Origin of the sequence: Cuneatibacter sp. NSJ-177 (genome assembly GCF_022867805.1) — a bacterium.
Classification (GTDB): Bacteria; Bacillota; Clostridia; order Lachnospirales; family Lachnospiraceae; genus Pseudolachnospira.
In genome coordinates this window covers 955,151-980,715 of record NZ_JALIFO010000006.1, presented here as the reverse complement: position 1 = coordinate 980,715, position 25,565 = coordinate 955,151, and the positions used below count along the sequence as shown (strand labels likewise).

The following is a 25,565-nucleotide window of genomic DNA, read 5'->3' as shown; positions in this document are numbered from 1 at the left end:
TTTGTTCACTCGAAACTGATAAGAAAACCCCTCCTTCGAGGGATCTCCTTATTTGACCAGCCTGGCTACATATTCTTTTATCATTTTCGCCTTTTCTTTCGCGGAGATTCCCTCGTCATTGATTATGGGACTCTGTCCGGAAACCGCGCTGTGCCCTTGCGTCTTACGATAGGGCCTCCTGCGTCTGTAGAATCCAGTTGGACGCCCAGGCAAGGAGCTTTCCGGAAAGAACATCAAATTCATCGGAGGAGATCTGTCCCTTGTGTTTCAATTCCTGGCTATACCGCAAAATTTCCTGGTCACGGGGCGGAAGCTGAAGCAGCAATCGTTCCTTGTCCGGTTCATACCCTCCGCTCCGGCTGTAGCCAATGGCATAGAGGGTAAAGGCTGCCGATTTGTACAATCCCTTTAAAATCTCCGCATTTTTCTCATGGACCATGTTGTGGACACACATGTGATACACATTGCAAGCACCGATTCGGATCGCTCTTTGGATGTCTTCATCGGATATTTTCTCCCGAAGCTCCGTTAAGGTACCGAGCAGGGGCTTGGTGTCAAAATAGAACTGAAACAAATCCGAAGGCTCCCAGGCCAACAACTCAGACTTGCCGGAAAGGAAACCGCACGCCCTCTCCCGCTCCGGCAAACCGTCCAGCATTTTACTGTAGCGCTGAATATCTTCCGGCGCAGCGGTGTCCAAAATCACCACCATATCAATGTCGCTGTTTTCTGTGGCTTCCCCCCGGCCGAAACTTCCCTGCAGGCCTGCAAACCAGATACGCGCCCCAAACAAGGCCTTCAACCGGATCAAATATTCGCGAATCCAACTATCTATATCAAACATTTTCGTTTCTCCTGATCTTTTTTCTTCCAGCTCCAATAAATTTGCCGCCAGGCAATAAAGATTCTTCCGCCGGCCGTCATTATAGTGATCCAGGAAATCATGGAGAATCCGCACTCGTTCCTTTTGTTCCGCGCCGTAAGCCTCGGCGCCGGCTTCCCGCATCTTTTCCAAATCCCGCATCCGGTTTCGGTGGGTGATAAAGGAATCGTATTCCTCCTCTCTCTGATAGTGACCGCAGGGAAAATCCTTGCATTGAAAGCAGTATTCCACCAAACAGCAGATCGTTTCTCTCAAAACCTTTCATCATATTCCCTCCTATCGCAGCGGGGTGGAAAATCCACACCGCCATTCTTTCCTCCGGCCGGAGGATGTCCTGTCATCCCGGCCATCCAGCTTTCAAAATCAGGCATCGGGAGAGGTTTGGAATAAATATACCCCTGAACCAGATCGCAATGGGCCCGGCGCAGAAAATCAAGCTGCGCCGGGGTCTCAATCCCCTCAGCCACAGTCTGTATGCCAATCCGTTCCGCCAGCTCAATAAAACTTGCAATCACGCTCTGCGCCTTTTCATTCTCGATCTCCTCAAAAAATTGCCGGTCCAGCTTAATTGCATCCACCTCAAACTCTTTTAGCAGCGCCAGGGAAGAAAAACCGACGCCAAAATCATCGAGAGAACAAAGAAAACCATGCCGGTGCATTTCCCTGGTTGCCTGTTTCACCAGTTCTCTTTGCTGCTCATCAAAAAATACCGACTCCGTCAGTTCAAATTCCAAGATCCCATCCGGAATCTGATACTTCTCTTTCAGCTGAATATAGGGGCGCAGATAGTTCGGATCCCGAAAGTGTACCCTCGACAAATTCACTGAAATCGGGATCAGTTCTCTGCCTTCTTCCCTCCACCGCTTCAACAGAATACAAATCTCCTCCCATACATAAAGATCCAGCCTGCAAATATTTTCATTCTTTTCAAACAGCGGGATAAAATCGGAAGGATAGATCATGCCGCGCTGCGGATGAATCCAGCGAACCAGCGCCTCTGCACCTCCCGGATTTCCGTCGGACAGCCGGACCTTTGGCTGCAGATAAACCTGAAAATCATGATTCCGGAGGGAATCATCGAACAGACCGTTGAGTTCCTGCTCCCACTGCATCCTCCTTGTCATCTCTTCGCTGTAGAAGCAGCAGACCGACTTTTCCCCCTGAAGTTTGCAGGCTGCCCTGGCGCGGTCTTCCAGAAGAGTCAGATCCTGGTCCGGCCGGTCGATCCGGCAAGCCCCCTGAAGAATCGTCAGCCCGTACGGCAAGCCGATATTTTTGGACAGTGAATTGATCTCTTCCATTTTTTCGGCCAGATACCGGCGAATCTCTTCCTGCGAAACTTCGTTCAGACACAAAAAGAAATGATCTGCGTCCGCCCGCGCCATCATCTCCCCTTCCCGAAGTCCGCTTTTCAGCACTTGATAGATCATTTGGATCGTCTTGTTTCCCATCTGAGTCCCAAAACTTTCATTGATCAGCTTAAAGCCTTTTACATTGAGAAAAACCATCGTATAGGTATCCGGCTCCATCTCCCCAGAACGTCCTAGATATTCCATCTGGAATGCCGCATGGTTCATTCCGCCGGTTAAGGGATCCGTGAACGCAACCTCCTCCAACCGCTTTTGGTTTGCCCGATAAAACGACAGCGCCGCCGTCAAAAACAAAGTAAAGACTAGGACAATCCCGCCGACAATGAGAAAAGAACGTAGAAGAAAAGCGTCCGCCCCGCCTGAGATCAGGTCCGCCGGCACAAGGGTCAGCAAGACCCAGCCATTCACGCCCAGGGGGGAGTAAGACATCACCAACCGCGTCTCATCCACCGCTGTGAACGGAAAAACGCCGGACCGCTGATGTTCCATGTCGCTTTGCATCCGGATAAGCGCATTCTTCACATCCATGTCGGCCTCCGACTGAAAAAGGTTATCCAGTTGGAGAAAAGGCTTTAAATCCGTTGGGGAAATAATAACCTGCCCACTGCTGTCAACAATACAGGTCAATCCCTTGCCGGAAAAGCTTTCCGGTTGAATCAACGCCTGCATATTCTCCTTTCCGCGAACCCCCACCAGCACCTGGCTGATCTCTCCATCTGATTCCACCGGCACGGAAAAAAGGAGGTTTTGCCCCTCTACGTATCCGACTGAGGATTCTCCTTCAAAGGATGCTTGAATACCGGGCAGGGATCCCCAGCCGGCAGCATTCAGGTTTGCCGGAACCATGGTTCCATCCCGGCTTAGAAGGTTCAGGGAGTCAAAATCTAAATTCTGCGCCTGCCTTTCTAAATACCCTTCTGCCAATTCTTTCGGAAGCTCCGTCAAAGAATTAGCCAGGAGACGCAAGTTGGTCTGATGTGCCGCCATTCGCGCCGAAATATCACTGGTCAACTGATGTGCCACATCCTCCGCGTACTGCTCCGTGCTCTTTTCTAACGCGCATTTTAACCCCGATGTATTCCAAATCATCACCGCTGCAGCTGCCAGAAGGGCCACAGAGACGATCGCCATCCGAATTCCCGGCAAAAGCATCGTCTTCTTTTTTGTGAATGTATATTTGGTTTTATCCATCCTGTCCTCCCAAATGAATCTTGAAACAAACAAATCCTATCATGTTTTTCAAAAGGGAACAACAGGCAATCTGTGTACATAAGCATATAGCTTGTTGAAAAAAAATGGTTTCTGGGTATAATGGAAACAGCAGTGATATCAAGCAATGGGAGGGATTAGAGATCCGAGACAAACAAACACTTTACCAGCATGTATATCAAGACTTAAAAGAACAAATTCGTACTGGGAGAGTCCGTTACGGAGAAAAGCTGCCCTCCATGAGCGGCCTCTGTGACTTCTATCATGTCGGTCTCCGTACCGTCCGAGACGTTCTCCGCACGTTAAAGGAAGAAGGATACATTTGCACGGAAGAGAGAAAGGCGGCAACCGTACTCTACCGGCAGCCCGATTGCCAAGAGTCCGACTCCGCTATAAGGTCTGTTTTAGGAAGGAAAAAATTGATCGTAAACGTCCATCGGACAATCACGATCCTGATGCCTCCGATCATCGCCTTTTCCTCCCAGTGCCTCAACCAGGAAGAATTAATGCAATGGCTTCAGGCGCTGACACGTTCCCGCTTCAACTCTCCAGAAATTCGCTGGCGGGCATGCTCGAAGCTCCTGTATTCCCTGTTGGAACACTCAAAAAACCTGTTGTTCCGGGACATGTTTATCAGCTTTGAGCTCTATGGCAGGCTGTCCTTTTTCCAAAGCCAGAAACGCTACCTGGAGCTGTTTGCCAAGCGCGGAAAATTCCGGGGCACCGTCTGGGTCATGGAATCCCTTTTGACTCAAGATCCCTCCGAAATTACCGCCCGATTCACAGATATGTTCCAAAGGACAACCGCTGCGGTGGAAGAATATCTGGACGAGCTCTCCCAAGAATTCCCGGAGATTCCTGACCAAGTAGATATTTCTTTCCTCTGGGCTCCGGAACGAGGAAGAGATCACTACTATACACAAATCACGCGGGATTTGATCGATAAAATCGGAAACGGTTACTATCAGGCAGGGAACTTTCTTCCCTCGGAGGCAACGCTCTCAAGAGAGTACGGGGTCTGTGTGTCCACCGTTCGCAAGGCCATCGCCATGCTGAATGAGCTTGGCTTTGGCGAAACGAGGAACGCTCAGGGGACCAGAATCATTCTGCCGGGGGAGGAGGCCACCCTTCGCTGCATGAAAAGCAAAACCTATAAGAGAGATACTTTGCTCTATCTGAGCGGCCTGCAGCTGATGGCAATTGCAGTCCGTCCAGCCGCGCTTTTGGCTTATCCGCACATCACTTCGGAAGCAAGAAAGGCTCTGCAAAACCGGCTCCAGGACCCGACTCTTTTTCCGCTGGACGAAATGATCCACTTGATCATCGCCTCTCTGCCTCTCCCTCCTCTTGGCACGGTCCTGACTGAGGTGGGGAAACTGCTGTACTGGGGATACTATTATTCGTTTTTTCCAAACGGCGTCTCAAATGACAACCCGCTGTCCCAGAAGAGCCATGGGGCCTTGGTCAGTTTCCTGGCAGGGGATGCGGAAGGCTTCACCGGCCGGCTCTCCGCCTGCTACTGCTATGTGCTGGAGTTCATCCGCCCCTTTATGATAGAAAATGGACTGCCGGAAGCAGCCGGAATCCTGACCCCTGGCGAAAGCCTTTGTTTCTAAGATTCCGGTACTCCTCCGTTTAATCCAGATAATGATGCAAAGTTATCAGCAGCCGGTCCACATCGAGTGGTTTTGATACATGTTCATTCATCCCTGCCTGCCGGGCCCGGTAGACGTCGTCCGCGAAAGCATTGGCCGTCAGCGCGATGATCGGGATTTTTGCCGCATCCGGACGCTGCCCGGCCTCCCCCAGGCGTCGGATCGCTTTTGCTGCCTCGTATCCGTCCATCACCGGCATCTGAATATCCATTAAAATCAAAGAGTAGGTTCCCGGCGGCTGAGAGGAAAAAAGGTCCACCGCCTCTTTTCCATTCACAGCGGAAGTCACGGTAAGACCCGCTGTCTGCAACAGTTCCTGTGCAATCTCACGGTTGATCTCATTGTCTTCCACCAAAAGGATTCTGGTATCCGGGTCAAAAGGTTCTCCGGTCTTTTCCTTCTCGCTTCGGAAATCTGTATTCTCTTGTTCCGCTTGTTTTAAAAAGATAGTGACGCGGAATCGGGTCCCTTGATCGAGACAGCTTTCCACCTGAATGGTACCGTTCATCATCTGTACCAGGTTCTGGGTAATCGCCAATCCCAATCCTGTTCCCTGTACCTGGCTCACCCGGCAATCCTCCGCCCTCTCAAAAGGGGTAAAAAGTTTCTGCTGAAACTCCGGAGACATCCCGATTCCGTTATCTTCCACCGTAAACTCAAAACAACTGACGCCGCTGTGGCCGGAAGGTTTTTCCTCCGCCTTCAGCAAAATCCGCCCTTCATTCGGGGTATATTTCACAGCGTTGGACAAAAGATTCAGCAAAATCTGCTGAACCCGCATAGAATCGCCCTGAACTGCATCCTTCTGGATCGACGTGTGAAGCACAAACTGCTGCCCTTTACTCTCGGTATCGGTCCGGATAATCTGAGCGACCGTATCCAGCGTGTCGCTGATCAAAAAGGTGCTTTCACTGAGACTGACATTTCCGGACTCAATTTTAGACATATCCAAAACTTCATTGATCAGCCCTAGGAGGTGGTCTCCGGAAATCCGGATCTTTGACAGGCAGTCGGAAACCTTTTCCATCTTGTTCAAATTTTTCTCTGCTATGGCCGCCATTCCCAGGATCGCGTTCATCGGGGTACGGATGTCATGACTCATCCGGGAAAGGAACTCCGACTTGGCAAGATTCGCCCGGCGAGCGCCCTCGTATGCTTCCTCCAGCGCTTGCTTCGCCGCTCTTTCCTCCGCCTGCCGCTCCAGCGCCTGGCGCTTTTCTCCGCTGATATTGCGCAGCGTTATAATCACGGTTTTTTTATCTGCATTCTCCACCGAAATCGGATGAATCTCCATGCGAAGCCAGGATGAATTCCTCCCATCCGCGGATTGTCGGCAAAATTCCACTTCCGTCTGTTTCTCAGACTGAGAGAGCTTTTCCAGTATCCGGTCCCGGTCGAACTCACGGGCCACCATCAAACGGTCGCTTTCCGCCACATAAGGAAGCAGCAGCGGGCACAGCCCGGAAGAAAAGTTCCCGTTCCTGGCATATGCCATGGCATCCTGCGTTTGGGGCAGACGCACCGCATAGTATTCATCGTCGGTCAGATTTACATAAAAAATACTGGCATACATCCCGCTGATGGCCTGCAGCGCCGACTGGCTCATATGCAGGCGCTCGCTGTTTTCAGACAGAGTTTCCTTCATACTATGGATATTCCGCACCGTGCCGACCACACGGGAGGCGCGGCCGCTCTGAGTAATCAGCCTGCTGCTGACCCGGTGCCATTGGTAATCTCCCGGTGCGCTCCTTGGAGTAACCACACGTACCTCAAATACTTCCGCCCTGCCATGACAAATATTATCCATAACTGCCGGCACATCTTCCGGGTGGACGAACTTCTCATCCTTCACCAGCTGGGAATAATTCCTCAGCTCCCTGCAGATGACGCCATGCCCTGCCTGCGGCTCGTAGCTCGTATAGACATCGGTATCCATCTGGTATTCAAACATCGTATCGGAGCTGGCCTCCATGGCCACGCGGTACATTTCCTGCTCCCGGTCCATCTGCTGCTGCAGCATTTTCCGCGGGGTGATGTCCACCAAAGTTCTCTGGATCACCGCGTCCCCCTCTGCGGTCTGATCCACAATCATGTTGGTACCGTCTAGCCAGTGTAGGGACCCGTCACTCCAAATCGCGCGGTATTCCCGGTCCTGCCGGTCTCCGATCTCATGGAGGCGCTGATAGGTCTGCCTCAGCATGGCGCGGTCTTCTTCCACGACCGACCCTAAAACTCCTTCATGCCAGTCAAGCACTCCTTCTTCCTGGCTTTGGTATCCCAAAAGAGACAAGGCAGCCCGATTCATGGAAATCAGCTCATACTCCCCTGTCCTCCGGCGGATAAACCGAATAATTCCGCAAGGCACCGTATCATAGATACTGGTAAGAAGCTGCGTCTGTTCCCGCAAACGCTGGGCATCTTCCTCCGCTCTGGTCACATCCAAATAAAGGCTGTTGACCATCCAATGCCCCTCCGCGTCCTGGGCTTTTTTCCCGCTGTCGATGACCCATTTCAGACTCCCATCCTTACAGCGCACCCGATAACGGGTAGAGTAAACCAGTCCGCCGTCCCGAAACGCCTCGGCACAGTCGGAAAGAGCCTGGTTGAGATCCGGCGGGTAGACCGTTCCCACCGCAGTGCCTCCTGTGGCAGCCATAAACTCCTCCACCGTATATCCAAAAAGCGCCGCAGCCTCTTTGCTGACAAAGGCAAAGGAATACGTATCATCGTCATTGCTGATCTTCAGCCCTCCGGCTATGGAGGACATAATCACGTCCAGCTGACGGTTTTGCTGGATTGTCTGCTCTTCCAGCAAAGCTAAGCGCTCCTGCACATAGTCGTAGGACTGCCGCCCGATCTTCTCCGGAAACAATTCCCCGCTCAGCATCTCCTGATAAGGGTTGGAACAGTGGATGTGGGCACAGAAAAGCCCCTCTTCGGTATCCTGAAACACAAACGTTACTCTCTGATGTACTTTTAAATACATCTCCACGCCGGGATCCGTCGCAATCCACATCCGTCCGGACACCACATAAATCCCCGGCGACGGCTCAATCACATCATATCTCTCATCCCAGATCCGGCAGGTTGGAATCGCTCCCTGAAACTGGCGAAACAATTCTACGGCAGCCTCTCTTCCCGCAATATACTGCTCCTCTCCCGCGCCAATCCAAGTGAACTCAGGTGCAAAATAATTTGCCACCTCCTCCGGATTTCCGGCGCAGTAGTGCAAATACATGATGCGGCTAGCCAGTTTTTTCGCCTCATCATGCCTGCAGGGGGTCTGAACACGGTCGGTGGGTCTCTTCAACTTGCAATCCGCCTTTCTCCATCCTCGCAAAACTCTGCCCGTTAAACTCTATGATCCTGGTAGACCATATCCTTTAAGGGCTTTTTATGCTGTACCTTATACTGATACATCTTGGTATCCGTCCGCTTAATATACTCTTCCAGACTCATCTCCGGCTGAGACGGGATTTCCAAGGATGCGAAGCTGAAACTTTTGGGATAGGGCTTATCCGTACTGCCTTCCTGGAGCATGGCCCGCAAAGCCTCCAGATGCTCATCCTGATTATGCGCCGAGATACCGGTCTGAATCAAAATAAACTCATCTCCTCCGATCCGGCAAACCTCTTCGCCCAAGGATTTCAGCGCATTGGCAATCTCCATCAGATACTCGTCCCCTGACTTATGTCCAAAGGTATCATTGCAGTATTTCAGATAATCGATATCGATAAATGACATAACAAAAGAAGTCCCTTCTTCCATCAGCCGTTTCATCTGATCCATGGCATATCTTCGGTTATTCAATCCGGTAAGAGGGTCCACGTAAGCCAGCTTGTACATCAGGTTCTCTTTCTTTTTCCGCTCTGTGTCATCCATCAGAATATGAACGGTCGCCATTTGATCTCTCCAGGAAAATGAGCAGGACTCCACGCCAAAATATTTTGTCCCCTTGTCTTCCTCTTCCTCGGTCACCGCCATCTCCCAGAAAGGAAACTCTTCCAATTCCTCATCGGATTTTCCAAGGATAATATCCAATACTTTTCGGGATGTCTTTGGCCTCATTTTACAAAACCACTCGGCGGATTCATTGGAAAACAGCAAGTCATGTCCTTCTATAGAATAGATAAAAATCATATTATGCGTGAACTTGGTCAGGGTCATCACCAATTCCAGATTCCGTTCCAGTTCCTGATTTTTTGCCTCTATAATCTGCTTTTCCGCAATCAGGCTTTCACTCCGCTCCTTGAGCTGCCGGGTCATGGTGTTAAACGCCTGAGAAAACTCTCCCATAAAATCCACGGTCTGGCTATAGTCCCCTTTCGCCACCTCCTGGGTCTGCCAGGCCAGATGACGCAGGGAATTCTGCAAATCCTTAATCGGCGCGGCCAGAACATTTTCCGCGCCGGGAGGCTGCTGAGACAAATCCCCCTTGGCCATTGCGGTGGCAAAAGTGCGCGCCTCGCGCACGCAGTCCGCCAGAAAACACATCCCTTCTCCCAATTTCAGGAACTCCGGCGGCAAAGCCTTTATGTCCAGGCTGGCTTGGTCCGGATGATACAGAATATCCTTTAAATATTGAAACAAAACATCTTCTGTCTTTTGCATTCTGCCCACCCTTCCGGTTTCTCACTCCTGCGCCTTGCAGCGAAAACGACATACCCGCGCCCCGCTGGCCCAGCAGTCAATTTCCCTAACCAGATAACGTTTTTTCATGTAAGTTTCCAAAATTCCCGCCAGAAATCCTTCGTCATAATTACAGACCACCTCATTGGTCGGAGGGAGTCCGCTGCAGTCCAGATCCTGGGCAACAGTGAGAATGATCTGATCTGCGTTGTCCTGAATTTCCTCGATGCGCAGAATTCCGATTTTCAGATCTCGTAAAATCTTTTGTAACTGCGCGACAAATTGTTCCAAGGGAAGTGTCAGGTCCAGCAGATTTTTGGCAAATTCCTGCCCCGCCAGAAAACCGGACTTGCGAAATAATTCGTTTGCCCGCTCTGTTCCGAACTCTTCCGTTAGGATATGGTTCATAGTGTATTCCAAAAGCCGGTATACGACAACCGGCATGTCTTCTCCTAAATCTTCTCGCCCCTCTTTTATATTTCCAAGCTTTTCCCAAGAAAATATATGATGCGGCTCGCTAAAAAACACATTGCCCATGCCCTATGCCTCCTGCTCTCTTTCCATATTGATGAAATTTAAATTGTATTATATCATATCCGAGGGGGGCTCCGCTATAAAATTCGGAGAATTTTTTAACTAATGGTTCCAACATTCCCGTTTTTGAAAAGAATGGTTTTATTTACTCCATGGATTTATTTTCCGTTTCGTTAAACGTTTCCCGGACGGATCTCTATCACGAAGATCTCCCGGAAACTTTGTCGGAGCCGGTGAGCCGGTACGGCCGGCCAATGCCAGAAGAACTGTTCCATAGAGTATCATCGTTTAAAAAGGGATTCCTGCCAACCGGCAGAATCCCTTTTCATTTGGAGCTATTTCATTTTCTGCAGACGCTTCCCCCGCGTCACAAAATATTTCTGTGACAAACAGCCTTATTTTTCTCTCTTTCGGACAAGGAAGACTCCTGTCAGCGCGGCGGCCGACAAAATAATCAGGCCGGACCACATCATCAGATTTGTGGTGTCCCCGGTTTTTGGGGACGAACTCCCTGACGCGGTACCTTTCACTTGTATTGTGGCAGGTTCCGTGACAACTGTCCCGGCCGCATTGACGGCGACACAGCGATACTGCCATCCGTTGTTGTCCTTGCTCGCTGTCAACGTCAGATCCTGTCCGGTGGCTCCGGAAATGTCTTCCCAGCCATTCCCTTTGTTCACCTGCCATTGATACGTCATCGGACCATCCCCTTGGACATCCGCTTTCAGGGTAATCGTCTTCCCGCTCTTTACCGTCTGATTCTCAGGATTTTTAACCACGACTGGCGGCTGGGCAATCACCAAGATAATCTCCCGCTCCGCGCTTCCGACGCTGTTCTCCGCGGCCACAGTGAAGGTATAGCTGCCGGACTTCGTGGGTGTTCCGGATATTTTACCCGAATTCGCATCCAGAGAAAGGCCGTCCGGCAGACTTCCGGACCGAATGGCCCACTTCATCGGTGAGTCGCCCGTAGCTGTCAAGGTCTGCTCATATTCCGTCCCGCTGATTCCGTTCCCCAACGTTTCCGTCGTGATCGCAGGCGGATCCGCAACCGTCATGGTATATTCCTTCCTGTCCTCACCTACCGCATTGGCCGCCTTTACCGTAAAGCGGAAATTTCCCGGCTTCAAAGGGGTTCCGGCAATGGTCCCTGTATTCGGGTTCAAAGTCAGTCCCTCCGGCAATGCTCCGTCTTCCAGAGTCCAGGTCATCGGAGAATCCCCGGAAGCGGCCAGGATCTGGCTGTAGGCCATCCCCTTAATCCCACTTGAAACTTGATCCGCAGTGATGAGGGGCGGGTCCGCAATTACGATGGACAAAATTTTGCTCTCGCTTCCGGAATCATTGGAGGCTCTCACCGTAAATGTATAAATCCCTGGCGCTGACGGCTTCCCACTGATTTTACCGGTATCCGGATTAAGCGCTAAGCCTTCGGGCAAAGTTCCTTCCTCGATCGCCCAGGTGATTCCGGTGTCTCCGCTTGCCGTCAACGTTTGCTCATAGACTGAGCCTCTCACGCCGTCCGGCAGCTGGTCCGTCTCAATCCTGGGCGGGGAGGCGATAAAAATGGTATACTGACGGCTGTCAGATCCCACTGCGTTGGAGGCTGTCACTGAGATATCATAGACTCCGCCGGCGTTGGGAATCCCCGAAATCACACCGGTGGATGGGTCAATTTTCAGTCCGTCCGGCACACCGGAAATTCCTGTATCCCCATTTCCTCCGGAAATACTCCAGGTGATAGGCGCGTCGCCGCTGGCAGCGATCAATTGGTTGTAATTTTTCCCTTTCGTACCGTCTGCTACAGCATCCGTCACAATCAACGGAGGCTCTGCGATATAGAGGGTGATTTCCTTCTGATCATCACCGGAATCATTGGACGCCTGTACCGTGAAGGCAAAGCTCCCCGACACCGAAGGAGTTCCATACACATAGCCGGTATCCGGGTCTAAGTTTAAGCCGTCCGGCAAATCGCCTCCTACCACACTCCAGGCAAAGGGCGCCGTACCGTTCGCCGTAATGGACTGGCTGTAATTGATGCCTTTTCCGCCGTTTGGCAGGGTAGAGGTTACAATCGAAGGCGCCTCCTCTGGCGTGCGGAAGGTGGCCGTAGCCATCGCCGTCCGAGGCGTTCCCGGCCGGTTGTCGTCTGCCGTCAGCTGAATCTCATATTCTGTCGCAAACTCCAGATTCTCATAGAGCAGCACGCTTTCGCTGTTCCAGTTCCAACCGTCGATAGAAATCCAGGCGTCTGTCCCGGTCTTGCGGTACTGGAGGGTTCCCCCCTGAATTCCATATGCACCTTCTGCGTAAGCAGGCGTTAAAGAAATGCCGCCTTCCACCGCTGCTTCTCCCAGTGATACCTGCAGCGGATTGATGACATTGACCGTGATAGAGCCCTGAGCCGCCCGATGGGTGTCGGTCTCCATCGCCCCGACGGTTAGGATTGCCGCGCCGAGCCTGTTTACCGAAACCACTCCGTCAGACGTCACAGAAACAACATCATTGGGATCGCTCGCTTCTTGATAGGTAATCGCTCCGAGGCTCTCTCCCGGCGCCAGATCCGGCTGGCTGCTGACGGTAAAATCCATCTGCTGCTCGATGTCCACGCCGAGTTCCAAGGTATAGCTTGTCGTTCCGGACAAAACCTGATATTTTTTTGCATTAACCGGCAGGGTCAGAACCGACGATTCATTTCCCGCGGCGTCCACCGCTTTTACCTGCAACTGGTAGGCTCCGGTGGGAAGGGGATAGAGATAAGGGCTTGCCGGGGTTGTAATCTCTGTCCAGTTCACTCCGTTGTCGTTAGAAATCTTCAGGGAGGCCAGCGCATAAGTCCCGGCCACTGAATTCAAGCTAATCTCCGTACCCTCATAGGGCTGCTGGTCCGTAACGCTGCTCATATCGTCGGTAAACGAAACGATAGGAGGATTCACCGTAAATGCTTTCGATGTATAGCCGATATTGCCCGCCGCGTCCTTCACATAGAGATGCAGATAGTTTGCGCCTGCCGGAAGCGCATCTCCCAGATTCACATTGGACACTTCGACGGTTCCTGCGCCTAAATCAGTAAACACAGAAGGGGGCGTGGAAGGTTCCGCTGGCGAACCATTGACCAGCCAGGCATAAGAAACCAAATCGGATGTATAGCTGTAATTGCCTGCGCTCGGTGTGTTGGCAAAGGAAAAATCTGCCGTTAATCCTTGGATGGACGCAGACGGCGCCGGCTTTGTCTGGTCGGTTCGAATCGTGAATTTTGTCGTATTCGGGATACAGGTTTCACCGGCCAAAGGCGTGTGCTGGAGCGTTACCGCATACTCCCCGGCAGGCCATGCCGCCGTTTGATCTACCTCAAAATACGCATCTCCGGAAGGGTCTGCCTGCAGCGTAAGCGGAACCGCCGTACCGTCCGGCTTTGTCAGCGTATAGACGGCTGTTTTCCCTTCCGCCTTGACGCTTTGAGAAGGATCCGGATACACTTTGAGACTCTGTCCCTCCATCAGTTCTCTGTAAATACTGTTGACCTCTTTGTTGCCGGCCGTTCCGACTGGAGAGATCATCAGTAGGAGTTTGGCTACCGTGACATTATCCGGCACAACCGGCGTGCTTTCACTCTCCTGCCAGGTGGTGTGATAAATCAGCCAAGCCAGCTTGGCCGCCAGCTGTTCCGTGTCATCCGCACCGGGAGCCAGTCCGGCATCAGCCAGGTCCTGATTGGAAACATCCGCCGGGTTCATGGCATTTTTTGTATTTGCTCCCAGGTAGGTTTCCGGAAAGATCGCTGTGGCACTGCCGCCTTCATCTGTGATCAGTACCGCATGATCGGTCTGAATCCCGTTTAAGTAGGCCTTATCCAAATCCGTGGCGCTGTCCGCGTAATTCGTCTCGTCTTTGTTAGTCAGGTTAATATAGAACCGATTTTCTCCCTGGTCCAGATAATTGGTATACTGATAGGTTTCCAGCGGAGAACTGCCTGTGATTTTTTCCGCAAAGGACATTTCCAGGTTAGAAAAACGGAAGCTGGACGTATTCTCGCAATCATGGCTGCTGTACTGTACGTAAGGTCCGAACCCACCGAAATTCGTATCGGTCAAAGTAACATTATCAAACAATTTTGTAGCATTCCCTGTCAGATTCCCGCTGCCGTCCACTTCCTGAATGGTAGCGGTCAGGGTCGTGGCGGTAATAGTCAGTTCCACATGGCTGTTCGCATAAAACGGATGGGCCATTGCCGTCTGCCCAGTTGTTGCAAAAGAGGGAGTGATTCCGGAACTGTGCAATTTATTTACGATATAATCATTCAGATTAACCAGATAAATATTGCTCAACCCAGTAGCGGGATCATTCGATCCCTCCGGCGTATAGGCAAACACTAATAAATATCCACTCATCACTGCGGAACTGCCGGAACCTGTTGTGCCTGCATTAATCAAAAATCCCGCATAGCTCATGGAATGGGGGCGGACATTCGTGGCGTCAACATCGAATTTCACCGTCTTCTCGCTGGTCGTGCTGGCCGGATAATACAAAAAATCGGCAAACGGCTGATCTCCGTATCCGTAAAACTGCATCGCCGGTTTTCCATTCTCCACCATCGTATAGATATGTTCCCTGAGCTGGGCCACTTTTCCCCAGGTCTTGCCGGAACCGGCATTCAGCATCTCCTCGATCGTTGTCTTGCCGTTTGCTGAGGCATTGTAACGGCTGTCAGCGACCCCATAATAGAACCAGTTCTCTGGCAAAGCCTCACCGGAAACCACATTCCTCCCGTTATAATTTGCTTTCCAGGCGCTTTCACTGTCATACCACGCGTTATCGTAGTGGTCGTAAACGTCCCATTTTGTGAGATCCGTAGGATCAATGGTAGCCGCCGACGTCAGAATCCGGTAATTCTTCTCTTCACTGCCGATCAGCTGATCCAGATAGCCGCCGACTTTGCCGGCCAGAACATTGGCATTCACGCCGTAGGCAGGATCCACATTCATAAACACATCAAACGTGGCTGAATCCGAAACCACCGCACCGCCCGCTGCCAATACCGGCTGCGCTGCCATGCCCATTAACAAAATAGCCGTCACGAGCATAGCCGTAAGTTTCTTCACCCTCTTCATACTTCTTCCTCCTCAAAATAACAGCCCTTCTCCGGCTGCCGAATAATAAAAAATAGCTGCGAAGCAGATATTTTTGCCCAAACGGAGCAACGCGGAGTTCGGGCTTCCCGTCCTTTTTTATGGAGCGCCGGAGGCGCGTAATAAAAAACAGGCCATGCAATCCAATTCCTGACGCGTGGCCTATTCTTCCCAGCGAATTTTCTTCGCTTTTGCTATCTTTGCGTCACTACGATGAATTACCAGTTAATTATACAAAAAGTGTCGTGTAATCATCGTGTAATCGTGACGGCAAAAAAGAATATTTTTTAAAATTTATCTATATTTTTCTTCTATTTTTACTGATTTCGCAGAGCATTCCCAATGTATTTTCCGCCCAGCTATAATCTGTCATGTATTCTCCCTGAAATTCTTCTGTTGCTTTGATATCCCCATCCAAAAAACGATTGTAATCACAATCATACAGTTCCGTATTCAGCCATCTCATGTTCTTATCCGCAATCAAGAGGCCGCCAAGACCGATGGAGTCCAAAAATTCAGCCAGCCGGTGCACAGCATTCCGATATAAACTGAGATTTGTGTCGGTGTATTCTTTGTTCTCCCAAATCATAGAAAAGGCCTCCTCGGACTTTAATCCGCCGCCATTCTTATCCACCAAAAGCGCAAAAATTTCCTTCACCTTCGCTCCGGGAAATTTAACCGCCTTCCCGTTCAAAAACACCTCAAAAGCGCCGAATGTGCGAATATACAAAGGTTTTTCCTGCCGTCTCGACAGCAGTTTCGCCCGTTTCAGAGCACTCGTCACCTGATCGCTGGAATAGGGCTTGGTAATGTAATAATCCGCGCCGCAGTGCAGGGCATCCAACACATACCGGTCATACCCGGAGACAAAGATAATCACAATTTCCGGATACCGTTCCCGCAGCGCTTTGCCGAGCTCCAGTCCGTTCATTCCCGGCATTTCGATATCCAGAAGAGCAAAGTCTACCCGGTTGGTTTCGGCGAATCGAAGTGCCTCGTCCGCCCGATCGAATTTCCCAACGATTTCGATATCCGGGATGAACTCTGCCTCAATCTCAAATTTATCCATTGCCCAGAGCTCATCGTCAACAAGAATCGTTTTCATGGAATTTATCCTCTTTCTTTTCTTTCGGGATGATCACCGTCACTTTTGTGCCTTCACCGGGGACACTTGAGATCTCTACGACGGCGTTCATCTGAAGTTTCAGCCGGTGCTGAATATTGGACAGGCCAATGGAATCCTGCCGGTTCTTTCCTTCCTTGCAGTCAAATCCAACTCCGTTATCTACCACGGTGATCCTAAACTCCTGCTCCAGCTCCTGGGTACGAATCCACACGGTTCCGCCTTCTACCTTTTTGCATACCCCGTGCTTGATGGCATTTTCCACTAAAGGCTGAACGGTGAGCGGGAGAATTTGAAAATCCTCCGTCTCAATTTCATAGACCACCTGGACCCGGTTTTGAAAGCGGATCAGCTCGATATCTGTATAAGCCCGGACATGCCTAAGCTCATCTGCAAACGAAACTGTGCCGGGATTGGTGAGGGACTGGAGATTCATTCGAAGGTAATCGCTGAAATCCTGTACCATTTTATAGGCGATATCGGGAGATTTTTTGATATAAGTCTGAATTGCCCCCAATGTATTGTAAATAAAATGAGGCTGGATCTGACTGATTAATAGCTGAACCCGATTCTCCTGCAATTTCCGGTCCAGTTCCGCCGCTTCCGCCGACCGGCGCACCAGGGCTCTGACCGTGCTGATGCTGAGCATGGTCAGGTAAACCAAAAGACCGAGAGGAACCAGCTCTCCTGTTCTGTTATACTGGCTTTGATAAAACAAACTTAATTCCACGAAAATACAGATCACCAAAAAGATCAAGCCCCCCACTTCCAGCCGGTCGCCAATCTTCACCCCTTTACGCCGGTCGCTCCATATGGCGAAAATGGCATAGGCTGCCGTCAGCACGATAATCGCATGGGTGGAAGGAAGCAGTTCGATGAGATCCTTTATCTGGAAAAGTTGAAGCAATGTGCTGGCCAGCACATTTGCCAGCGCCGCAAAAAGCAATACCTTATTCCCTTTCTGGTGGCGTGGACTCATGCGGCATCGCATATATTCCAGATACGGGATGGGAAGAATACACAAGGCAAAATATACAGCGATCGATTCCATGAGACGAACGGACATAAATGTATGGGGCATCTTGGATTCTCCATACACCCATACCCCAACCAGCAGGATAAAAAAAGACAGGCTATGCAGAATATGCCGCATTTCTCTGGATTTCAACAGACAAAAAGAGGCCAAAAACAAAATCAGCGACAGTACCACAAGGGCGATACTGATGATAAACTGAGGAAGCCGTTGGTTGATCACATACAGTTCAACAGCGGAAAACTCCCCGTAGAACACCATATTCAGCTTTCCGGAACTTTGTTGATAAGGGGATGTGGTTTCGATGGAGACACGTTTACCCGCCGCCCCGGAAGGCACCAGGACAAAGTTCCACGCGCTGGGCGTGGATTTGCCAAACCGCCGGGAACCCGAAGTATCGTACTCATAAATCTGTTCTCCGTCCACAAAAACCCGCACCGACTGCTGGGCGCTACGAAAGCACAGATACATCCCGTCCTCCCAGTCCTGGGGCAGCGTATTTTCCATATGGGTGACCTGCCCTGCCGGGATGTCAATATTTCCGTTCATGTCCATAACCGGCCGGCTGATTCCGTCCGAATCCAGAAAAACCCATCCATCCTTCATCTCAGTAACAGTGTCTTCCGGCGTCGCCGGCGGCGCCGCGCTGTCCAGTAACGACAACAGCAGCGCGGCAATTCCACACAAAACGGCCGTCAGCAACCAGCTGATTTTCTTTTCCGTTGTCTTCATTGGTTTCCTCGAATTCCTTCTCACGTTGCTCTATGCCGGTCACGCCCAAACTTCCTGTGGTTTATTTCGTTGGGCTCTGCCCGGCTAATTCATCTCTGGTACCGGTCCCCCGGCATCCGGCCGGTTTGGCCGTTTGCCTGCAATCGATTTTAATCTATGTGCAATTCTTCAAAGCATAACAGATCCCATGTGAATATGCAAGAGTATTCAAGTGTAACGCAACTTGTGTTTGCTTACTCCCCAAAAGCAATTCCTGCAACATTCAGACAGGAAATACTCCAAATGGGTAAAAAGCACTCCATAAGACAACGTTTTTTTTAGAGCGGAGCGTCATATGGTTCGATGTGCTTTGCGGTATTCTTTGAGGGACTCCTCATGATTCTTTGAGAAGAATTTACAGATTTGGTTGACTTATTATATCCTATATCCGAAGTCATTGGCGGTTTCCAAAAACAGAAAAGTCGGTCCGGATTCGTTTGTTCGCCGCCTGCATTTTCCAAAAGCAAATGCAGGAAAAGACAGAGTTGCCGTACATTCCTTATTTTAATCTTCCATTCTAGTACCTTAACAGAATAGACCGTTGTTATAAAATGTGCTATTTATTCAAAGTGAAAATAGGTGAGAACATGGACGAACTGCGTCGGCGACAAAAAATTATTGCCCAGCTTGTAAAGCCCCGGCTGGAACAGGGCGTTTCCCAGGCGGAGCTTGCAAAGAGTGTGTGAACCCAGCAATTCAACCTCTGCCGCCTGGGGAGCGGCGTGCAGAACCCCGCGCTGGATATGATTCTGAAAGTTGCGTCCGCACTGGGGAAAAAGTTTTCCCTTCTTCTGGACGACAAGGAGGAGCCAATGAGCAACATTTATAGTCTCCGTATCTTCCACGGAGCTTATGCACTTTTATTGTCCGGCCTGGTGGCTGAAATCATCTATACCAACGAGGAACTGGCACATTTACTGCCCTTGGATAGGGAGCGCACCGGCGAGGGTGTCATCCGATGGCTGGAGGGGTAAATCACTGATCAAAATCAACTGTTGTTCTATACTTTTCCCTCATCCATTTTCAATATTCCTCACTGTTTTTTCTGATTTAACTGAACGAAATTCTCCAGTTTTTTCAGATAAGATTCCAATGCGTCATAAACCCCAATCCTCTTCAAATATTTCTTATCCTTTTCCTTATATACGAAAACTGTTATGTGTCCCTCCTTCTCCGAACAGATTTCCTTCCGTTTGATCAGTGACTTTAGGGAACTCCCTGATAGACGCTCTTCTGCATCACACAAATCCGCTATCCCTATGTTCTCCGCCAATATCATCACATCATCCTCTACCGCAAAGCTGCCGCAAAGTTTCCCATTGATATCAATATCCAATCTCCACTGGATATCCTCCATAAAAGCTACTGCTCTTTCCGGTTTTTGATGATAGCGATTCAAAAACTCTTCCAGTTTTGGTATCACGTGTCGTTGACGGAATCCCTTTTTGTCTATCTCATCCATAATCATCTGTATCTTTTGTATCCATTTCATGTTGGAATGATTTACAAAATCCGGAAAACAAAAAATTTTCTTACCTTTTTGCCCTCCTACTAAGCATGTTCCCCGTCCTTTATCGAAAACAGTATCCCAATCAACCTCAGCATCATCTTTCATCCCACGGAATAGCAGACAAAGTATTAACACATCCTGCTTGATTACAACCCATTTGCTCCGCCGGCCCAATAGATAAGTAAATAACAGCGTTTCCACTTCCGGGTTATGCTCCACGAATTCCTTATAACAAGGCAATTTTTTAAATTTACTTTCTGATATGATGGGAACCGTTTTGTTTAACATTTCTAAGGCATAATCGACACAAAAACGGATTAGGTTGCCACATAGTTCTCCTAGCTCAGCTGTAATCGCATAGAAAATCCAGAATGTGAACAGATACAAATCCTCCACTGCCATTTTCAACAGCAATTTATCTTCCAACTGTTTCAAAAGATCAATGCTGCTCTCATCAACCATAAATTCGTGCAAATACCATGGTTCTCCCGTTTTAATTGTTCGGAGCAGAAAATTCTCATTTTCCTCTGCGAAACAATGGATCTTTATAATTTCTATCATATTTTCTTCAAGATAGAAATCAGATTCTCCCAATAATTGTTCATATCCCTCTCTCTTTGCCTGGTCATAATCCATCTCCTCAATGGAAGGACTGCTCTGAGAACGGCCTGCATTCATTTTCAAAGGTCTTGGATCTTCATAATAATATCCGACAATATCCTTAATTTCATTTTTATATTTTTTCGTATAGTTTAAACCAAAGTCCTTTAAAATAGAGGGGATCAATTCCACCAATATATCTTCCTCAATGTCGTATCCGTACTCATCATAATATAATAAAGTTTCTAGAATTAACTTTTTAACATGTGTTTTCATAAAAGCGGCATATTTCTCTCCCCATTCTGCCGATAGCTTAGGGTAAACATTCAGAAGCTTCTCCATCCCTTGATAATCCTGATATAGCCTGCAATGCTCCCAATATTGTTCTATCACTTCTTTTCCGTCAAAGTGCATCCCTTTCTTTTCGCATACTTCAATCAGCCCGGCAAAATTCATCATCTCCTGAACTCCGTTAAACAACGAATGTTTCTCAATACAAGTGAAAAATTGCTTTACAAATTCCCGGATAAAATCCTACGCCTGATCTCCCGAACCGTATTGTGTCAGGCGCATTAAATGAAAGGCTCGTCTGCACCATTCACTGCCGCTGTCCCTGAAGCTTTCCCCAAATTCGCGGACGCCATAATCCTCTAGTTTCATAGGAAGCTTATAGAATTCCTCCACACACCGTTTTTCAACCATCTGATTGATTTTCTTATCATGACAATGAAATTTTTCCAGCAACATAAGCAGCTGATTATAAAAAATACTGCATTTGGTTAGACGCGGAATATAATACTCTTGATTTTTATCAAGATATTCCAGCAAGAAATCTACAATGGAAGGATTTTCAAATTCCATCTTTGTTTCCTCTTCCTCTTCATCATAATAGGTAAGAAGGATTGTTTCTTCTAATTCAGAAATACAGCTTTCAAAAGATTTTGGTACGGAATCCCCTTTATAAATCTGCACATAATTGCTGTATGTATTGCGTACATCCTCAATGCTGATGGGTGTGTAGGAGATTGCAACGATAGATGAAATCATAATCGCTTCTTCCGACAATTCTGCAAAAACACCCTTCCACATTAATTCCGGATATTCGATCCAATCCAGCAAATTCTGTGCATATTCCCATGGCGAATATTCTTCGTATCCGGGTTGCTTTAAGAATTTATCAATCACTTTTGGGCTATAACCGTGGTTATATACAAGCCGATCACAGTTATGATAAATACTTTCAACATATTCTATATCCAAATCGGACGCCTGCAAATGAGCAAACAAAATCTTAACTTTCTCTGCATCTGAATATTCTTTCATAACGCATTCTATTTTTAGCGTCTGTATTATATCTTGTAATTCAGGATTCAAAAAAAAGCTCCTGCTGGACAATATATTCACGCGTAGTGATAATCAGACATTTACCGTCGGTTATTCTAAACTTATCAATTAATTCCTCTAAAATATAGTTGTCCTTCCGGCTGCGTTCTCTATGAAATACGGACCCCCAGTAATCGTCTAGAATAAATACCTGCTTCTGCTCCGATTCTTCCCATTCATACTCAATCTCATCCAGGCTGCTCACCCAATGGAATCCTTCATGGCAGTCAAAAGACAGAAAATCCAAAGCCAACATACGAGCAATCGTGGTCTTTCCCATACCCGGCTGCCCGGAAATCACCACTACATGGTTTTTTCCATCCTCTCTCTGGCTTTATTATATACGCCTGTCTGCACAAAAGTCCTGCACCCTTCGATTGCTTTCCTCTGCTCCCTGGCATTCCTATTTTTAGCCCCTTTTTTCATGATTTTTTGCATAACTTCTTCCAAGATGATACCGTCCGGTATCCACAAATTTGTAAAATTCTTTTCGATCCAATGGTATGACGGCTCTGACAGAAAGCGGTTCAGAGCATCTCGGTCCAGCAAATCATTGCTACGGGTGATATATCCTGAAAATAATTCGTAAATTTTTTCCGCCTCTTGTTCACTTAAGCTCAACGAAACTACCAGGATATACCGTTTTGGATCCAGATTTTTAATCTTGGGTAGCTCGTCATCTTTAAGTACCCGGTACAAATCTGCAAATTTTTTATAGCGCTTTGCCTGAAGGACTATATTTTTCTCCTCCCAAAACCATAATCCATCAATCCCTTTATCCTTTCCATCCCGAAAAGTCTGAAAATGAATCTTCTCTCTGTACTGCACGATTTCACACGCCAAAATCTGGAATGACTTCCAATCCAACTTTTCATTAAAATCATAATTTCTCATCCGTAATCCCCGTCCGCTTCTTTTTTACAAATCAAACCGATATCAGCTGTTGTCTATATTTCCCTCCACTTTACAAAGTGTCAGAATCTATCCTATTTATTACGTTCAATTAGTTTTGCTCTGATTATATCAAAGTATATCAAAAAAGTACAGAACTAATCCAAACCTTTGTTCTGCATTTTTCTGTGCTTTCAAAAGTTGGAGTAAAAGTTCCGTTCTCGTCTGTTTGGGTCCAAAAGAGCAAAAAAACTGTTTCCCCAACTAAATGCAAAAAGACCCGTAAAAGCCCTAGTTTCCTGTGCTTTTGCGGGTTTTCTCTATCCCAAAAATTCGCTCACCCAATATACATTGCATCCCCAAAACTAAAAAACCGATACCGTTCCTTCACCGCTTCCTCATAAGCCGCCAAAATGTGCTCCCGCCCCGCCAATGCAGACACCAGCATCACCAAGGTAGACTTCGGCAGGTGGAAATTGGTTATCAGCGCATCAATCATCTTAAACTGATATCCAGGGTAAATAAAGATATCCGTCCAGCCGCTGCCCGGATGAAGCACCCCGTCTTCGGTGGACGCGGACTCCAACGTCCGGCAGCTCGTGGTCCCCACTGCCACGATACGTCCGCCGTTTCGCCGGGCCTTGTTTACTTTCTCTGCTGTTTCTTCATCCACAATATAAAGCTCCGAGTGCATATGATGCTCTTCAACTTTTTCCACCTTGACCGGCCGGAATGTCCCCAGCCCGACATGGAGGGTAACTTCCGCAATCTCCACCCCCTTCTCCCGAATCTTTTGCAGCAGATCCTGGGTAAAATGGAGGCCGGCCGTCGGGGCCGCCGCCGAGCCGTCATACTTGGCGTAGACCGTCTGATAGCGGTTTTTATCCTTCAGCGTGTGAGTAATGTACGGGGGAAGGGGCATCTGCCCCAGCTGATCCAAGATTTCTTCAAAAATCCCTTGATAAGAGAATTGAATTTTTCGATTGCCCTCTTCCAGCACATCGACCACGGTTCCCTTTAACAGGCCGTCGCCAAAGGAAATCACCGTACCGGGCCGCGCTTTTTTTCCCGGCTTCACCAATGTCTCCCAGGTGTCGTTCTCCAGGCGCTTTAAAAGCAAGACTTCGATGGCGGCGCCGGTCTCCTCCTTAACGCCCATCAACCGGGCCGGAATCACTTTGGTATTGTTGATCACCAGGCAATCGCCTGGATTTAGTTCATCTAAAATATCCCGAAAAATTTCATGGCGGATCGCGCCTGTTTCCTTATCCAAAACCAGCAGCCGTGAGGAGGAACGGTCCTCAATGGGATCCTGTGCAATCAGTTCCTCCGGCAAATCGTAGTCAAAATCATTGATATCCATTGTTTTCTCCCTTTCATCAAAAGAACGGGGCTTTTGGCAAGCCCCGTTTTTTCATCTCATCAATTTCCGCCCGCCGGATTGTCCAGTACAAGGAGATCAGAGCGGATATACCGGGGCGAACCGTCGCCTTCCGGAAGGTAAACCCGATACCAGCTGTCACTCTTTCCGATTACATGGACTTTCGTTCCAGCAGAGACAATATCGAAATCCTCTCCGTCTGTGGTCGGAGCTTTTCTTGCTTTTACCTGATTATTGGTATACATCATCGTATCCGTATTCTGGAATACCATACCGGTCGTCTGCTCTGTAAACGTATTCTCGCCGCCCTGAGCCGCGGTAGTCGTGGTCTCAGCGGGACTGGTCTCCGCCGGAGCTGTCGTGGTCTCCTGGGTCGACGACTCTGCCGGAGTTGTGCTCTCCGGCTGGCTGGTGCTCTCTGCAGGCTGGCTGTCGCCGGCGGCAGTAGTGCCTTCGCTGCCGTTGCCAACCAGTGCATTCAGCGCAGGGTCAGCGGCCAATGCCTCATTGAACCGATTCAGGATATCCTTGCCCAACTGCTCAATCTTTTCATCGTTGGATACCTGGTTCATATAGGATACGATTCTCTCGTCCGCCTGAATCTGTTCTACCGTCATCAAACGCAGCGCACCGGCGGAATCCGTCACGACATAGGCAGGGGTCAGTCCCGGCGCCAATGTATTGACATCCTTAAATTTCGCGTCATAGGCAATATAAAGAGCATATTCCCCCTCTTTTTCGCCATCCATGGTATAACAGCTAATGTTCTGATAATCCTCGATGTAGCCGTTCATTTTGGAGACGGTATCTTCCGTCGGCATGGAACCCGCATCCATGATATTCTGGAGAGTCGTCATATCCGCCGCTTTCAGCGCCGTATAATACTGATTTACCAGCTGGGTCACGGCCTCATTTCCATTTTCCTTCCAGGCGGAAACGGACGCTTCTGTGGAGGTATCCGATCCCGTGGAGGCTGCTGTTGTCTCTCCCGCGCCCGCCTTACCGGATGAAAACTTCAAGATCACCACGACCGCCGCCACGACTACCAGGCAGATCAAAGCGAGAATGATGTAGCTTTTGTGGCCGGAAAAGTGACCGCCGCCCTGGCCTCTGGAACCGCCGGAATAATTCCCGCTGCTGTCCCAGCCGGACGGGTACCGGTCGGAATCGTCTTTCTCCTCTTCTGCAAAAGGATCCGGAATCACCTTTTCAATTTTTCGCACCGGACGGGAGGAAGCTGCCACACGGTCATGAGACTTGTCCTCTTTTTCTGAACCTCCGTCCAAGCTGATGTCTACGAAGTCGTCTTCTTCCCCACCCCAGACATCCTCAAATTCTTCATCTATCTTCAATGGTTCAAAATCGTCGTCTTCCTCGTCAAATGGTTTTGACATACGATCATCCTTTCCAGCCGTAATATTTATGTAATATCTTCGTAATAAGGCTCTTATCATTTTAGCAAAG

At 49.0% G+C, this 25,565-nt stretch carries 16 protein-coding genes and 1 pseudogene; 3 read left to right on the top strand and 14 right to left on the bottom strand.

All coding sequences use genetic code 11. The features are described 5' to 3' along the window. Positions 1–163: 163 nt before the first annotated feature. Positions 164–1,138 (bottom strand): nucleotidyltransferase domain-containing protein, encoded by a 975-nt coding sequence (locus MUB23_RS12385; RefSeq protein ID WP_244800899.1) that lies wholly within the window; start codon positions 1,136–1,138, stop codon positions 164–166. After that, positions 1,135–3,444 (bottom strand): bifunctional diguanylate cyclase/phosphodiesterase, encoded by a 2,310-nt coding sequence (locus tag MUB23_RS12380; protein ID WP_244800898.1) that lies wholly within the window; start codon positions 3,442–3,444, stop codon positions 1,135–1,137. The genes MUB23_RS12385 and MUB23_RS12380 overlap by 4 nt, the downstream gene beginning before the upstream one ends. Before the next feature lie 104 nt (positions 3,445–3,548). Between MUB23_RS12380 and MUB23_RS20140 the strand changes: the two are divergent. Both MUB23_RS20140 and MUB23_RS12375 read left to right on the top strand, forming a co-directional pair. Next, a pseudogene (locus tag MUB23_RS20140) lies at positions 3,549–3,803 on the top strand (GntR family transcriptional regulator); the annotation flags it as partial. Positions 3,804–3,881: 78 nt separating this feature from the next. Continuing rightward, positions 3,882–5,078 carry a GntR family transcriptional regulator gene (locus MUB23_RS12375; protein ID WP_244800897.1) on the top strand — a complete coding sequence of 399 codons (1,197 nt, stop codon included), beginning with the start codon at positions 3,882–3,884 and terminating at the stop codon, positions 5,076–5,078. A 19-nt stretch (positions 5,079–5,097) separates the two neighbouring features. Here the strand turns inward: MUB23_RS12375 and MUB23_RS12370 are convergent, their stop codons facing one another. The 6 genes from MUB23_RS12370 to MUB23_RS12345 form a co-directional block, all read right to left on the bottom strand. Further along, positions 5,098–8,427, bottom strand: a complete 3,330-nt coding sequence (locus MUB23_RS12370; RefSeq protein WP_244800896.1) for an ATP-binding protein — start codon at positions 8,425–8,427, stop codon at positions 5,098–5,100. Positions 8,428–8,468: 41 nt separating this feature from the next. Next, positions 8,469–9,728 carry a GGDEF domain-containing protein gene (locus tag MUB23_RS12365; RefSeq protein WP_244800895.1) on the bottom strand — a complete coding sequence of 420 codons (1,260 nt, stop codon included), beginning with the start codon at positions 9,726–9,728 and terminating at the stop codon, positions 8,469–8,471. A 21-nt stretch (positions 9,729–9,749) separates the two neighbouring features. Continuing rightward, positions 9,750–10,190 (bottom strand): V4R domain-containing protein, encoded by a 441-nt coding sequence (locus MUB23_RS12360; RefSeq protein ID WP_244800894.1) that lies wholly within the window; start codon positions 10,188–10,190, stop codon positions 9,750–9,752. Positions 10,191–10,675: 485 nt separating this feature from the next. After that, on the bottom strand, positions 10,676–15,391 hold the full coding sequence (locus MUB23_RS12355) for a putative Ig domain-containing protein (protein WP_244800893.1): 4,716 nt from the start codon (positions 15,389–15,391) through the stop codon (positions 10,676–10,678). A 316-nt stretch (positions 15,392–15,707) separates the two neighbouring features. Next, entirely contained in the window at positions 15,708–16,514 is an 807-nt protein-coding gene (locus MUB23_RS12350) for a LytR/AlgR family response regulator transcription factor (RefSeq protein WP_244800892.1), read from the bottom strand. Beyond that, positions 16,495–18,297: a sensor histidine kinase gene (locus tag MUB23_RS12345; protein ID WP_244800891.1), complete on the bottom strand. Its 1,803-nt coding sequence runs from the start codon at positions 18,295–18,297 to the stop codon at positions 16,495–16,497. Before MUB23_RS12345 ends, MUB23_RS12350 begins: the two co-directional genes overlap by 20 nt. Before the next feature lie 851 nt (positions 18,298–19,148). Here MUB23_RS12345 and MUB23_RS12340 point away from each other — a divergent pair. Continuing rightward, positions 19,149–19,310: a hypothetical protein gene (locus MUB23_RS12340; RefSeq protein WP_244800890.1), complete on the top strand. Its 162-nt coding sequence runs from the start codon at positions 19,149–19,151 to the stop codon at positions 19,308–19,310. 59 nt (positions 19,311–19,369) lie between these two features. Here the strand turns inward: MUB23_RS12340 and MUB23_RS12335 are convergent, their stop codons facing one another. The 6 genes from MUB23_RS12335 to MUB23_RS12310 all read right to left on the bottom strand — a co-directional run bounded on the left by MUB23_RS12335 (position 19,370) and on the right by MUB23_RS12310 (position 25,495). Further along, positions 19,370–20,905 carry a hypothetical protein gene (locus tag MUB23_RS12335; RefSeq protein ID WP_244800889.1) on the bottom strand — a complete coding sequence of 512 codons (1,536 nt, stop codon included), beginning with the start codon at positions 20,903–20,905 and terminating at the stop codon, positions 19,370–19,372. 75 nt (positions 20,906–20,980) lie between these two features. After that, positions 20,981–21,820, bottom strand: a complete 840-nt coding sequence (locus MUB23_RS12330) for a hypothetical protein (RefSeq protein ID WP_244800888.1) — start codon at positions 21,818–21,820, stop codon at positions 20,981–20,983. Further along, entirely contained in the window at positions 21,810–22,130 is a 321-nt protein-coding gene (locus MUB23_RS12325) for an AAA family ATPase (RefSeq protein ID WP_330641890.1), read from the bottom strand. Before MUB23_RS12325 ends, MUB23_RS12330 begins: the two co-directional genes overlap by 11 nt. A 2-nt stretch (positions 22,131–22,132) precedes the next feature. Beyond that, a complete protein-coding gene (locus MUB23_RS12320) occupies positions 22,133–22,723 on the bottom strand; it encodes a restriction endonuclease (protein WP_244800886.1) in 591 nt (196 codons plus the stop codon). A 334-nt stretch (positions 22,724–23,057) separates the two neighbouring features. Next, positions 23,058–24,083, bottom strand: a complete 1,026-nt coding sequence (gene queA, locus MUB23_RS12315; RefSeq protein ID WP_244800885.1) for a tRNA preQ1(34) S-adenosylmethionine ribosyltransferase-isomerase QueA — start codon at positions 24,081–24,083, stop codon at positions 23,058–23,060. A 59-nt stretch (positions 24,084–24,142) separates the two neighbouring features. After that, positions 24,143–25,495, bottom strand: a complete 1,353-nt coding sequence (locus MUB23_RS12310; protein ID WP_244800884.1) for an SH3 domain-containing protein — start codon at positions 25,493–25,495, stop codon at positions 24,143–24,145. Positions 25,496–25,565: the final 70 nt, after the last annotated feature.